The sequence below is a fragment of the Arthrobacter sp. CAN_A212 genome (assembly GCF_015752345.1).
In the GTDB taxonomy this organism is placed as follows: domain Bacteria; phylum Actinomycetota; class Actinomycetes; order Actinomycetales; family Micrococcaceae; genus Arthrobacter_D.
In genome coordinates this window covers 1-13,468 of the sequence record NZ_JADOUT010000020.1, presented here as the reverse complement: position 1 = coordinate 13,468, position 13,468 = coordinate 1, and the positions used below count along the sequence as shown (strand labels likewise).

The window sequence follows — 13,468 nt, the reverse complement described above, 5'->3', positions numbered from 1 at the left end:
CCCGATCCCCTACCGAACCGAGTGCCCGGCAGGGGTGTGAGGATGGATCGGCTAGTCGGTAATGACGATCGAGTCCGCGATGGCTGCGAGGGCGTCGAATTCCGCTGACCCGGCGTATGCCTCGGCGTCGGCCAGGGATGCGAAGACCCTACCCGACCCGGAGGGCGAGAGCTGGAAGTTATTTGTCAGGGAAAGTAAGCCCACCTCGCCGTTGGAGATGACGTTGTAGAGCATGCATCCTTCGCCGGAGGTCGGGTCGTCCGCCAGCACCAATGCGGTGGTCCCCACCAAACGTTCACCGGTGAATACGCGGAGCACGAACTTGGCGTCGACTGGCCCGGCGGCCGTATCGATAGAGACCGGAATCGAACGGACCTCTTGCCAGGGTACGGCGGGCTCCTGGCAGGCACCGCCGATTCCACCCTCGGCCGAGCGTTGCAGGTTCGACACCACTTCCCCGCTGGGGCTCAGAATGTCCAGCCCCTGGGCGCCCTCAACAATCTCCCAGTCGGCGGGCACCACCACTGATATTCCCATTTCGGCGGCCAGGTACGGTTCCGGTGCGGGGTCTGGGGAGGGTTTCTCGAAAGCCGATGGGGGAACCTGTGACACGATCCACTGGCTGTCCGATTCACACGATTCGGGGGTGTAATAGCCGTCGGTTCCATCAACGGGGATGGAACCGGAAGAGCCACCGCCCCCCAGCGCGATCTCCTGCCCCAGTGCATAGTCAGTGCCGAAGAAGGACAACATCCCGTCGGCAAAGGAGGTGTCCGTGTTCGGGAAGTAGGGCAGGACCCTCGGGGAACCAGGAGCCTCGATGTAGAGGCAGCCATCGTCGAGAACCAGCCTTCCGGTCAGCAGCGCAGCGTCCGAGCCCTCTCCAGCAGGTGTGTAGGTTGCGAGCGGCGACCCGGCGGCTACCGTTGTCGTGGGGGTGGGCTCGCCCGACGGTGTAGCCGATGGAGTGCCTAAGCCGGTCGCTATCGGCTCCGGTTCATCCGCCGGGAGAGGCGAGCTGGCGCCGAAATTTCCCCCGATGACGACGGCGGCTGCCACTGCCGCGGCAGCCGCCGCGGCTCCTGCAACTACCGTCCACCGGCGTCGCCGCTTCATAGACACCACCGTTGAGCCACGCTCGTCCTGGTCATCGCTGAAGACCCGTGAAGCAGCACCCTGTACCGGGTCAGTGCCTGGGTCTGAAACAGTCCCAGCCTCAGGGTGGGCCCTGCCCTCTGCGCGCACCGGGTCGAGTCCCCGGATCAGGTTTTCGATATGGTCCATGTCAGGCAGCCCCTTCAGCCATCAGTGCGGAGGGTAGCTGGGCGGCGAACGCCTTGCGGGCCCGGTGCAGGCGGACTTTCGCAGTGGACGGACTGCAGGCGAGAACCTGGGCAATATCCGCCACGGGCAGATCATCCCAGTACGCCAGGAGCAGGATCTCCCGTTCCTTGTCCCGCAACCCCAGCAGGGCGTCAGCCACCGTCTGCTGCTGGGCACCCTGTTCGGTGCGCGATTCCAGCACTGCGGTGGCACGGATCCGCTGCATGAGCATCTCGGAGCGCTCCCGGCGTCGGTACTCATTACCGACCAGATGGTGGGCCACGGCCAGGAGCCAGGCGATGGTCACTTCCGCGGGATCCGGGTTGCGTTGCCAGGCGACGCGGAAGACATCGTTGGTCAGCTCTTCAGCCGCTTCGCGACTGTTGATCCGGCGGTTGATGTAGTTGAAAACGCGCGGGCGATGCTCCCTATGCAGTGCGGCAAAAACGCCTTCGTCATGCTGCAACACTTGGCCCCCCAAGATGAGTAACCTGTTCATGCACCCTTAGTTTCCAGCAAACCCGCCAAGGTTACGAAAGTGGCCCGGTTACACTGCCGCCTGTTCAGAGTGCGCGTGGATGCGCAGCAGCATACACCTCGCGAAGTGTATCCGCAGTGACCAGCGTGTACACCTGGGTGGTAGTGACCGAGGCGTGTCCCAGCAACTCCTGGACCACGCGCACGTCGGCGCCGCCCTCCAAGAGGTGTGTGGCGAACGAGTGCCGCAGGGTGTGTGGCGACACCTCCCCGGTAACTCCCGCCTTCTCGGCCGCCGACTTCAGGATGGTCCACGCACTCTGCCGGCTGAGCCGCCCGCCCCGCAGGTTCAGGAACAGCGCCGGGTTCCCCCTGCCGTTTGCCGAGAGCGCCGGCCGGGCCCGCACCAGGTACGAGTCGATGGCCTTCGCCGCATACGATCCCAGCGGGACCATCCGCTCCTTGGACCCCTTGCCGAACAGTCGCACGACGGCGGGACCCTCCAGCGCCTCATCGACCGATACGTCGTCGACGTCGAGACCCACCGCCTCGCTGATCCGGGACCCGGTCGAGTACAGAAATTCCAGTAGCGCCCGGTCCCGCTGGCCGCCTGGAGTATCGGTATTGACCGCCTCGAGGATCCGGGTCACCTCGTCCACCGAGATGGCCTTGGGGAGCCGTTTCCCGGCGATGGGCGGGTGCACATCGTGGGCGGGGTCGGCCGCGCAGATCCCTTCGAGCGCCCAGAACCGGTGGAGGCCACGGACGGCGACGACGGTACGCGCAGCCGAGCGTGGACTCAGCGGGGCGAGGCCATCCGATCCCGTGGAGATGGCCTGGGCGAACGCCGAAATGTCGTGCCGGGTGATCCGCTGCACCTCGCTGATGTCACGGGCCACGAGGAACCGGTGGTACCGCAGCAGGTCACGCCGGTACGCGGCGAGCGTGTTCACCGACAGGCCACGCTCCACGGCCATGTGCTGGAGGTATTCGCTCATCAGCCGTCCGGGGCCGGTCTCCCGCAGCTCATCGACAGCGGTGCGCGTTGCAGGGGCCGTCATGATCGGCTCTTCAGGACCGATCCGTTGGGCCAGGTGTGGTGCTGGCTGGCATGTTCCGGCCACGGTTCATCGGCAGGCCGCAACCGGTCGTATCCGGTGCTGCGGGCCGCCGCCGCGGCGAGGACAGCCGCGATGGCCGACGGGCTGTGGATCCGGCCTGCCAGGACACCGTCGACGGCGTCGTCCAGGTCCACCCACACCATTTCAATCTCGGCTTCCTCATGGGTCCGTTCGTGCCGTGCGTCGGGGTGGATGTCGGTGACGCCCCGGGCCAAATAGATGCGCAGCGCCTCGCTGGACGAGCCGGGTGACAGGAACAGGTCGGTGAGGACGTTCCACTGCTCCGCACCCAGATCGGCTTCCTCAGCGAGTTCCCGGGCCGCAGCGGCCACGAAGTCCTCGCCGGGAACGTCCAGTAGCCCGGCCGGGATCTCCCACAGGGTCATCCGCACCGGGTGCCGGTACTGGTTGATCAGGAGCACCTGGCCCGCGTCGTTCATCGCGAGCACGGCGACGGCGCCGGGATGCTCGATGTAGTCGCGAACCAGCTGTTCGTGATCCTCGTCGTCGACCAGGGAGAACGTGTCACTGACGACGTTCCAGATCCGTCCTTCATAGACCACCGACGAGTCCAGCAGCCGCCGGGGGCTTTGCTGGTCGGCGAGGGGCCGGGTCGACGGATCGCCCATGGTCAGGCCTTGACTCCGCGGCGGAGCAGCGCGGCCTTGACCAGACCGGCGAACAGCGGGTGCGGCCGGGTGGGCCGTGAGCTGAGCTCCGGGTGGGCCTGGGTGGAAACGTAGTACGGGTGGGTTTCCTTGGGGAGTTCAACAAACTCGACCAGGTTGCCATCGGGAGAGGTCCCGGAGAACACCATTCCTGCGGCGGCGATCTTGTCCCGGAAGTCGTTGTTGACCTCGTAGCGATGACGGTGCCGTTCGCTGACGGTGGTCTTGCCGTAGGTGCGGGCCACGACCGAGCCTTCGTCGAGCTTCGCTTCCCACAGGCCGAGGCGCATGGTGCCGCCCATGTCGCCGTCGCCGTCGACGATGTGCAGCTGTTCTGCCATCGTGGCGATGACCGGGTACTCGGTGTCAGGATCGAACTCGCTGGAGGACGCGCCTTCGAGGCCCACCACGTTGCGGGCGTACTCGATGACCATGCACTGCAGGCCGAGGCAGAGCCCCAGGGTGGGAACCAAGTTTTCGCGGGCGTATTTCAGGGCGCCCAGCTTGCCTTCCAGGCCTCGGATGCCGAAGCCTCCCGGCACGCAGATCGCGTCGGCGCCGTCGAGGGCCTTTGCGGCACCTTCCGGGGTGTCGCAGTCGTCGGAGGGCACCCAGCGGATGATGACCTTGGACTTGTTGGCGAAACCGCCGGCACGCAGCGCCTCGGTCACCGACAGGTAGGCATCGGGGAGATCGATGTACTTACCCACCAGTGCGATCTCAACCGTGTGCTTGGGGTGGTGCACCGCGTCGAGCAGTTTGTTCCACTTCGTCCAGTTGACGTCCTTGAACTTCAGGTCCAGGGCCTGGACGATGTACGCGTCGAGTCCCTGGGCGTGAAGGGTCTTGGGAATGTCGTAGATGCTGGCGGCGTCGGCGGCGTTCACGACGGCGTCAATATCGACGTCGCACATCCGGCCGATCTTTTCCCGCATCGCATCCGGGACCTCCCGGTCCGACCTGATGACGATCGCGTCCGGCTGGATACCGATGGATCGCAGCATGGCCACGGAGTGCTGGGTGGGCTTGGTTTTCAGTTCCTGGGACGGGCCGATGTACGGCACCAGGGAGACGTGCAGAAAGAACACGTTGTTGCGGCCAATGTCCTGGCGCACCTGCCGTGCGGCCTCAAGGAAGGGCTGTGATTCGATGTCGCCGACGGTGCCACCGATCTCGGTGATGATGACGTCGGGGGCCTTCTTCGCCTCAACGGGCTCGGAGGGCAGCCGCATCCGACGTTTGATCTCGTCGGTGATGTGGGGAATGACCTGCACCGTGTCGCCGAGGTACTCGCCGCGGCGCTCCTTGGCAATGACCGTGGAGTAGATCTGGCCGGTGGTGACGTTCGCTGACCCGTCGAGGCTCTCGTCGAGGAAGCGCTCGTAGTGGCCGATGTCGAGGTCCGTCTCGGCGCCGTCGTCGGTCACGAAGACCTCGCCGTGCTGGAAGGGATTCATGGTGCCCGGGTCCACATTGAGGTACGGGTCAAGCTTCTGCATTGTGACGGAGAGGCCACGCGCACGGAGAAGATGACCGAGGCTTGAAGCCGTCAGTCCCTTCCCGAGGGAGGATGCTACGCCGCCCGTCACGAAGACGTGCTTGGTAGTCTTGGCGGACTTCTGGAACCGGGAATTTGTTGATTGCACCACGGAGTTCGAGCCTAGCACTTCGACGCTGTCCGCGCTGCGTCTGCGAGCAGTTCTTCGGCGTGTGCCTGTGCGGTGGCCGACTCTTCCTGGCCCGCGAGCATCCGTGCCAGTTCACGGACCCGCTCGGCTTCGGGCAGTACTTCGACGTCACTGGCGGTGACTCCGTCCCCCGCGGCGGTCGCCGACACGTTTTTCGTCACCCGGATGTGCTGGGATGCGAACGCCGCCACCTGGGGCAGGTGGGTGACCACAATCACCTGCACATGTTCGGCGAGCATAGCCAGCCGCCGGCCGATTTCGACCGCTGCCTTGCCGCCCACTCCCGCATCCACTTCGTCGAAGACGAACGTGGGAACCGGGTCGACGGCGGCGAGCACCACTTCGATGGCGAGCATCACGCGTGAGAGTTCACCGCCTGAGGCACCCTTGCCCAGCGGTCGGGCCGGCGAGCCGGGGTGCGGCTGCAGGAGGAAGGCAAGTGAATCGGCGCCGAACAGGCTCCGCTCACCGGGCGTCACCTCGATGACCAGGCTGGCGGCGGCCATCGCGAGGGCTGACAGTTCGTCGGTGACCCGTTCAGCAAGGGTGGCTGCCGCACTGGTGCGCAGAACGGTGAGCTCCGCGGCCTGCCCCGCAACCTTCTCCTCGAGGATGTCGATCTCCGCGGTGAGGGCTTCGATGCGGGTGGAATCGTCCCCGAGTTCGCCGAGCCGGAGCTGCCCAGCCTCGGCCCACTCCAGAACCTCATCGATGCTGGGGGCGTATTTGCGGACCAGGACGGCCAGTTCAGCCCGCCGGGATTCGACCTCGGCGAGCCGACCCGGCCCGTCGCTGTCGAGGGACGCACTGTATCCGGAGAGTTCAGTGGAAATGTCGGTGAGGATGTAGCCCACCTCGGCGAGCCGGCCGGCCAGTGCGGCCAGCGCCGGGTCATGGTCCCCCGCCGATTCGAGTTGGCGTTTGGCGGCGTCAACTAGCACCGTGGCGTCCTGGTCGTCGGCGAATTCCCCCGACACGAGTGCCTGGTGGGCCTTGTACGCCGCAGTGCGGAGCTCCTCGACGTTTCCCAGCCGCATGGACTCCGCCTTGAGGTTCTCGTCCTCACCGGGTTGGGGCGCCAGGGCTTCGATCTCTTCGAGTGCTGCCTGCAGCGACTCGGCCTCGCGGAGCCGCTCCCGCGAGTCGGTGCGCAGCCGGTCCAGCTCGGCAACCGCCTCCTGAAGGCGACGGTAGCTTTCCTGGTACCGGGTCAGCGCCGTGGAGAGAGCTGGCCCGGCGAACTTGTCGAGTGCTTCGCGCTGGGCGGTCGCGGTCTTGAGGCGCAGCTGGTCCGACTGGCCGTGCACCACCACGAGGGCGGCACCGAGTTCCGCGAGGACCCCCGCGGGGGCGGACCTGCCGCCGACGTAGGCGCGGCTGCGCCCCTCGCCGTTGACCGTCCGCGCGACGATGAGTTCGGCTGACCCGTCTGATTCCTCCAGTTCGCCGCCGGCTTCCGCAGCCCGCAGCGCAGCGGTGCTCTGCGGGGCAATCCTGAGGACCGCCTCGGCTGACGCTGCCTTCGCCCCGAGGCGCACTGCGCCGGCGTCGGCGCGGGCACCGAGCAGCAGGCCCAGGGCGGTGACCACCATGGTTTTGCCGGCACCGGTTTCGCCGGTCACCACGGTGAACCCACCGGAGAGGTGGAGGGTGGCATCGGTGATGACGCCCAGGTCGCGGATACGGATTTCTTCGATCATCTAGCTCGTGCCTCCTGCGTGGCTGGCAGGGCCTCGCCAGCCCTGCGTGGGGAGCGAAAACTTATTGACCAGGCGTTCGGAAAACGGGGACAGCAGGGTCCGTGCCAGCCGGACCGGGGTGCCGCAGCGGCGGACCTCCACCCGCGCTCCTGGCGGCAGATTGACCGTACGCCGGCCGTCGCACCACAGGACACCGGCAGCGTCGGTGCGGGTCAGGATTTCCACTGCCAGCACCGAGGTCGGGGCGATGACCAGCGGCTTGGTGAACAGCGCGTGGGCGCTGATCGGCACCATCAGGAGGGCCTCCAGCTCGGGCCAGACCACCGGACCACCGGATGAGAACGCGTACGCCGTGGACCCGGTGGGGGTTGCCATGACCACCCCGTCACAGCCGAACGAGCTGACGGGACGGCCATCGACCTCCATCACCACCTCGATCATCCGTTCACGGCTGGCCTTCTCGACCGCCGCCTCGTTGAGCGCCCACGTCTGGGAGACGAGGACGTCGCCCTGCCAGACCTGGACGTCGATCGTCATGCGCTCTTCGACGGTGTAATCCCGGTCGACGACGCGCCGCACGGTCTCCGTCAGGTCGGCCCGCTCGCTTTCGGCGAGGAACCCGACATGGCCCAGGTTGACCCCCAGCAGTGGGACTTCGGATCCGCGGACCAGCTCCGCGGCGCGCAGGATAGTGCCGTCACCGCCGAGCACCATCCCCAGCTCGATGCCCTCCAGCCCGACGTCGACCCCCAGCGTCTCGGTCGGGGCGGCCAGCACCCCGTACTCGTCCTGGATGTCCTTGAGTTCCTCGACCCGCATGACGGGGATCAGCCCGGCATGGTGCAGCTGCGTGCAGGCCTCCTGAGCAGCAGTCATTGCGTCCCGTCGCCCGGTGTGGGCGAGAACCAGTATCCGTCGTGTCATTGAGGCTCCGTCGTATCCAGTGCGCCGTGTGGCGTGCCGGTAACTAGCCGGGCATCGGTCAATCCAGTGCTGGAGTCCAGCACCTGCAAGGTCAGGAGATCTTGCTCCTCCTCGATCCTAGGCACCAACGGTCCCGTGGGCACGGTTATCCACACAAAGAACTCAACATTTCCGTCCTGGCCCGGCAGCGGACTGCGAATCAGACCCGCAACGGTGAGCCCCAGCCCCAACGCGTGGCGGACGACCAGGCCAACTGCCCGCCGCCGCTCCTCCTCGGAGGCGACCACGCCCGAGGAGTTGAGCTTCCCCTTGCCCACCTCGAACTGGGGTTTGATGAGCAGGACCATGTCCCCACCCGGCCGCGTGGCACGTGCCAGTGGCAAGAGCACCAGGGTGAGGGAGATGAAGGACAGGTCGGCCACCGTCAGCTCGGCGCGCCCTCCGATGGCCTCGGGCTCCAGCTGGCGCACGTTGAGACCTTCGACCACTTTGACCCGAGGGTCCCGGCGTAGCTCGTCGACCAGCTGCCCGTGCCCGACGTCGACGGCGGCAACGCGCGCCGCCCCCGCGCGCAGGAGCACCTCGGTGAACCCTCCGGTCGAGGCGCCCGCGTCCAGGCACTGCTTCCCCTCCACCTGGATCGAGCTGAACGCGCGCAGGGCGCCGTCGAGCTTCACCCCGGCCCGGCTGACGAAGTCGGGGGCCCCGCCGGTGTCGACGGTCAGGTGCTCGGTCTCCGCGACTTTGGCGGCTGCCTTCGCCTGGACGACGCCGTCGCGGCGGACCCGCCCGGCAGCGATCAGCTGGGAGGCCTGAGACCGGGAACGGGCGAGACCCCGCACCACGAGGGCCTGGTCAAGGCGTGTCATGGTCCTCGGCGGGATCGGCGTTGAGCTCGCCCAGCAGATCGTTGTGCAGGCCTGTGTAGAGCGCGTTGTGTTCGTCGACCGGAAGATCGTGGAGGGCGGTCAGCCGACCGGTCAGGGCATCAACGCTACTGTCACCGGTGGGATCCGGCGCGGGTGGGAACACCGGGGCATCGTCGTCGTTCATCGATGGGTATCTTCGGCGAGCACCCGGGGACCGTCGGACATCACGAGTTCGGGCTGCGCGGCGGTGGTGATGTCCGGGTTGGCACTCCACCAGGCGCTGCAGGCCGCCCGCCACGTCTCAAGGCTCTCGCTTTGCCCCCTCAAGTGGAGCACCCCGCGCTCCACCCAGGCTGACGCCGTGCCGCAGCTGTGCACCCCGTCAACCACGGTAATGTCCGGGTACGGTTCGTAAAGGTCAGCCAGGCTGGCCAGGAGGAACCGGGGGCGTTCGTCGGTGACCGCGGCCAACGCCGTCCTCGGGGTGTCGACGCCGGTGAGCACCAACGCGGTGTCCATGCGGGCCCGGTTGCCGCCCAGGATGTCGGTGTCGAGGCGGTCTCCCACCACCAGCGGCCGGCTCACCCCAAGGTGCTTCGCCGCAGTGGTGAACAGCGGCGCTTCGGGCTTGCCTGCCACGACGGGAGTCTCGCCGGTCGCGGCGGTGACTGCCGCGACGAGCGACCCGTTTCCGGGGGCGATGCCGCGGGCCTGCGGGATGGACAGATCGGTGTTAGTGGCTACCCAGACCGCACCGCCAGCCACCGCGTAGGCGGTTTCGGCGAGATCCTTCCAGGCAAGCCCCGGGTCGAAGCCCTGGATCACTGCCGCGGGGGTGGGCTCAGCCGAGGTCACCGGGACCATTCCCTGGGCAGCAACCTGATCAATGAGGGTCTGGCTGCCGGTCACCAGGACTGTCGATCCCTCGGGTACCAGCGTGGCCAGCAGCTCGGCCCCGGCAAGGGCGGACCCGAACACCTGGCCTGCGGTCGCCGGGGCCCCGAGCTCACGCAGGTGAGCGGCCACCTGCTCAGACGAGCGGGACGCGTTGTTGGTGATGTACGCCAGGGCGACGCCGGCACCCGCCAGACGTTCCAACGACTCCACCGCTCCAGGAATGGCGTGGGGACCCGCGTACACCACACCATCCAGGTCGGCCAGCAGCGCGTCGTAGGAAGAGATCAGTGAAGCCTCAGTCATGGTTCCCTTCGGTGTCCTGCTCGTCGTCGTCAGCGGGAGCCGTGGCTGAATCACCGGCAGGGACCACTGCATCGTCTCCCGTGGTGGAATGCTGCTCGACCTCGGTGGGTTGGGTCCGTGCCCGAACCGGGGCCGGCCTGTTCAGCGATCGCCAGGTGACCGGTGCGCGTGGCGCGTCCTCACCCGGTGTCTCTTCGGCGCCCTCTCCCCCGCCCGGTGCGGGCTCTGAGCCTTCCGCCGGCATGTCGTCATCGCTGGAGACCACTGTGGGCAGCTCGTTTGAATCAGCTGCATCATCCGGGTCATCGTCAGAGTCAGTGTCGTAATCCACTGCCTGCCCGGCCTGCCGTTCTGTCAGCGGCGCGTTGCCGGGACTGCTGGCCGGCGCGGAGGCAACCCGCCGTTTGGCCGCGGAGGCGTCAGGAATCTCTTCGTCGTCGCCAGCAAGGTCGAAGATGTCCGGTTCGGCGAAGTCTCCGAGGCCCAGGGCACTGTCGGCAATGCCTGCCTGACGACGCCACTGATCGGCCTCGGCAGTCCGTCCGACGGCAGCCAGCGCTTCGGCGTAGGCGCGGAAGAGACGGGGGCTGTAGCTGAAGGCACGGTTGCGGTCGAGCTGACTGATTTCGAGCGCTCCGACGGCAGCGTCGAACTGCCCAAGGTCAGTGCGCGCCCCGGATACCACCATGGCGAGCTCCGCCTTGCCAGCCGAGCTGAGCCCCTCGGCTTCTTCAGAGCGCGCCAGATCCAATGCACGGTCGGGCCGTCCGAGGCCGCGTTCGCAGTCGGCCATGACGGGCAGGTGATCGTTGGAGCCGCTGATGCGGCGGTAAGTACGGAACTCGCGGAGAGCTTCCCCATAGTGTCCCGCGGCATAGGCAGTCAGCCCCACTGCCTCGCGGACGACGGCGAGCCGGCCTCCGCGACGGCTGGCGGCAAGTGCATGCTGGAAGGCCAGTTCGGGTTCGTCCTCCAGGAGGCGGCCGGCCATCACCAGGTGGCGTGCCACCCATTCCGCGCTTTTCTCTTCAAGGTTGCGGATCTGCGCCCGGGTGACCCGGTCAAGTTCGGCACCGGTGACATCCTCGTCAATGTTCGGGGACCGCTCACGGTCAGGCCGGTTGGCGCTGCGCAGGTCCCGGGCATTGAACGAACGTTTCCCGGTTTCGGTGCGTTCGGATCCGCCCCTGTTTTCGTCGCGGGGGCCGCGCGTCGCGCCCGCACCGCGTCCCGCAGAGAACCCGCCGGCGCTTCTGCCGCCGGTCGAGGATCCGCCGCGTTGGCCATCGCGCTGACTATCCCGTGGCACGCCTGTTCCACCGGTGGTGGGACGGGCGCCTCGATACCCTGCGGACCGGTCATCGCGGGACCCGGACCCTCGGGGAGCATCGCTCTGCTTGCCAAACGACCGGCCACCCTGCGTACCTGTTCGATCGGGCCGGCGATCTGCCCGGTCCGCCCCCTGATTGCGGTCTTGGTCGGCCATGGCTACGCGGTTCCTCTCATATCAAACAAACCTGCAGATCTGCAGCGTCCGTTCGGTCTCTCTATGAATCTATATCTGGTGGCGGGCTTCGCTGAGCGAAGCCGATTACTTTCCTACCCATTGTAGGGGCAGCGGGCTAAGTGGGCTCTCCGTGGTTCGTGGTGAAAGTCGGGTTCGTGTCGTAAGCGCATAAGGGCTCGTGGCCCTGCTGGGATGGATGTTCTTGACGCATTCATCACTGACAGGAACCACGAGCCTTGATCGAGCCTACTGCTCAGCGCCCTGACGCTGCCACTACTGTTTTCAACCTTCCCGGTTACCGGGTAACTAGCGCGGAGGTCCTTGCCTGCGGGCGGCGCAGAATCCGGGTCGAGTCAGTCCTGGAAGCTGGCTGCCGGGCCTGCGGGGTGATCAGTGCCCGCCGGCACTCGCGCCGGTTCCAGCGGATTCGTGACATCCGGATCGCCGGCCCGGTGGAGGTCATCTGGTCCAAACGCCGGTTCTTCTGCGACGAGACCGAATGCGCCCGGAAGACCTTCGCTGAAACGACCCCGCAGGTGCCTGCATACTCGCGGTCCACGGCGAGGCTGCGGGAGGCCCTGACCGATGCGGTGATCGGGTCCGGGCGTGCCGCGTCGGAGACCGCCACTGCGTTCGGTGTGTCCTGGTGGCTGGTCCAGCGGGCCCTGGATTCCGCGGTGGTGAAATTACCTGACGTGGACACCATGGCACCGGTCAGGCTCGGTATTGATGAGCACCGGTTCCGGTCCGTGCGGTTCTTCCAGGACCCCGCCACGAAAGCCTGGACCCGGTACGAACCGTGGATGTCCACCCTCGTCGATTTGGACACCGGGCAGGTCCTGGGCGTCGTCGACGGACGCGACAGCACCGGTGTTGGGGATTGGCTCAAGGCCCGCCCACTGGGTTGGCGGCTCGGCGTCCAGGTCGTTGCCATTGACCCGTCAGCGGCGTTCCGCAAAGCGCTACGGATGTGGTTGCCCCGCACCGCTGTCAGCGTCGACGCGTTCCACCTGGGCATGCTCGCGAACGCCATGGTCACCGAGGTCCGCCAACGCCTCTGCCAGGAAGCCAAGGGCCGACGCGGGCGCGCTACCGACCCGGTGTGGGCAAACAGGAGACTGCTGCTGAAGGGCGCGGAACGGCTCTCGGACCGGGCCCGGAACCGTCTCGAGGTGGTCTTCTGCGTTGATGATCCCACCGGCGGTCTGCAGGCCGTCTGGGAGGTGAAGGAACAGCTCCGGACACTGCTGCACACTGGGTCGATCGCTGAGGCCACCGCGGCGAAGACCGAGCTCGCAAGACTGGTCGACCGGGCAGGCCAGCCCGAGGCCAGAAGGCTCTACCGCACGGTCTGCCGGTGGTGGAACGAGATCGAAGTCCTCATCGTCACCGGCGCCACCACCGCGAAAGTCGAGGCCAACAACACCGCGATCAAGAACATCAAAAGGACCGGACGGGGATTCGTGAACAACTCCAACTACAAAACCCGTATCCTATTGAGAAGCGCCGCTAGAACAGCGGCCTGAACATCTCCTCAGCAGCGGAATTCACCACGAAACGCGAAGAGCCGCTAAGTGCCGGCTGAGTGCTTGTGGCGGGTGGGGGTGGTTAAGTGCGGAAGGCCCCACCGTGGGGTGGGGCCTTTCGTCTAATGGTTGTCCGGCGGCGTCCTACTCTCCCACACTCTCTCGGGTGCAGTACCATCGGCGCTGTGGGTCTTAGCTTCCGGGTTCGGAATGGGACCGGGCGTTTCCCCCACGCTGTGACCGCCGTAACCCTTTTACCCGTTCCCCCTGGTGTGGTTGGTCCTGGTGTGGACTACACCTTTTGGGGGTGGGAAGTTTGTGGTTACAACTGTGAACAAACTTGTTTGTTTATGTAGTTGTGGTTGGTTCCGTTGTTGGTTGGGAACCGCATAGTGGACGAAAGCAGCATATCTTTTACACCATCCGGGGTGTGAACGTCTTTTGATGCCGTTCACGGGTGGTGTG

At 66.5% G+C, this 13,468-nt stretch carries 12 protein-coding genes and 1 rRNA gene; 1 reads left to right on the top strand and 12 read right to left on the bottom strand.

The genetic code is table 11. The annotated features are described in order from the left end of the window. Positions 1-51: 51 nt before the first annotated feature. The 11 genes from IWX64_RS13730 to IWX64_RS17105 form a co-directional block, all read right to left on the bottom strand. Positions 52-1,284: a hypothetical protein gene (locus IWX64_RS13730; RefSeq protein WP_196867694.1), complete on the bottom strand. Its 1,233-nt coding sequence runs from the start codon at positions 1,282-1,284 to the stop codon at positions 52-54. 1 nt (position 1,285) lies between these two features. Then, complete coding sequence (locus tag IWX64_RS13725; protein ID WP_334683310.1) at positions 1,286-1,792, bottom strand: RNA polymerase sigma factor; 507 nt, start codon at positions 1,790-1,792, stop codon at positions 1,286-1,288. 94 nt (positions 1,793-1,886) lie between these two features. Then, a complete protein-coding gene (gene xerD, locus IWX64_RS13720; protein WP_196867692.1) occupies positions 1,887-2,861 on the bottom strand; it encodes a site-specific tyrosine recombinase XerD in 975 nt (324 codons plus the stop codon). Continuing rightward, the gene (locus IWX64_RS13715; RefSeq protein ID WP_196867691.1) at positions 2,858-3,550 is read right to left on the bottom strand and encodes an NUDIX domain-containing protein; all 693 of its coding nucleotides are present in this window, start codon (positions 3,548-3,550) and stop codon (positions 2,858-2,860) included. Before IWX64_RS13715 ends, xerD begins: the two co-directional genes overlap by 4 nt. A 2-nt stretch (positions 3,551-3,552) precedes the next feature. Next, positions 3,553-5,256, bottom strand: coding sequence for a CTP synthase (locus tag IWX64_RS13710; protein WP_334683309.1), 1,704 nt, complete (start codon positions 5,254-5,256; stop codon positions 3,553-3,555). Further along, complete coding sequence (recN, locus tag IWX64_RS13705; protein WP_196867689.1) at positions 5,250-6,977, bottom strand: DNA repair protein RecN; 1,728 nt, start codon at positions 6,975-6,977, stop codon at positions 5,250-5,252. The genes IWX64_RS13710 and recN overlap by 7 nt, the downstream gene beginning before the upstream one ends. Continuing rightward, positions 6,978-7,901, bottom strand: coding sequence for an NAD kinase (locus IWX64_RS13700; RefSeq protein ID WP_196867688.1), 924 nt, complete (start codon positions 7,899-7,901; stop codon positions 6,978-6,980). Then, positions 7,898-8,770 carry a TlyA family RNA methyltransferase gene (locus tag IWX64_RS13695; RefSeq protein WP_196867687.1) on the bottom strand — a complete coding sequence of 291 codons (873 nt, stop codon included), beginning with the start codon at positions 8,768-8,770 and terminating at the stop codon, positions 7,898-7,900. The genes IWX64_RS13700 and IWX64_RS13695 overlap by 4 nt, the downstream gene beginning before the upstream one ends. Continuing rightward, entirely contained in the window at positions 8,757-8,954 is a 198-nt protein-coding gene (locus IWX64_RS13690) for a hypothetical protein (protein WP_196867686.1), read from the bottom strand. The genes IWX64_RS13695 and IWX64_RS13690 overlap by 14 nt, the downstream gene beginning before the upstream one ends. Further along, entirely contained in the window at positions 8,951-9,970 is a 1,020-nt protein-coding gene (locus tag IWX64_RS13685) for an HAD-IIA family hydrolase (RefSeq protein WP_196867685.1), read from the bottom strand. The genes IWX64_RS13690 and IWX64_RS13685 overlap by 4 nt, the downstream gene beginning before the upstream one ends. Beyond that, positions 9,963-11,279: a tetratricopeptide repeat protein gene (locus IWX64_RS17105; RefSeq protein ID WP_334683308.1), complete on the bottom strand. Its 1,317-nt coding sequence runs from the start codon at positions 11,277-11,279 to the stop codon at positions 9,963-9,965. Before IWX64_RS17105 ends, IWX64_RS13685 begins: the two co-directional genes overlap by 8 nt. A 434-nt stretch (positions 11,280-11,713) precedes the next feature. Between IWX64_RS17105 and IWX64_RS13675 the strand changes: the two genes are divergently transcribed. Next, positions 11,714-13,003 carry an ISL3 family transposase gene (locus IWX64_RS13675; protein ID WP_196867684.1) on the top strand — a complete coding sequence of 430 codons (1,290 nt, stop codon included), beginning with the start codon at positions 11,714-11,716 and terminating at the stop codon, positions 13,001-13,003. Between the two features lie 131 nt (positions 13,004-13,134). Here IWX64_RS13675 and rrf read toward each other — a convergent pair. After that, positions 13,135-13,251: ribosomal RNA gene (rrf, locus tag IWX64_RS13670) — 5S ribosomal RNA — on the bottom strand. Positions 13,252-13,468 lie beyond the last annotated feature (217 nt).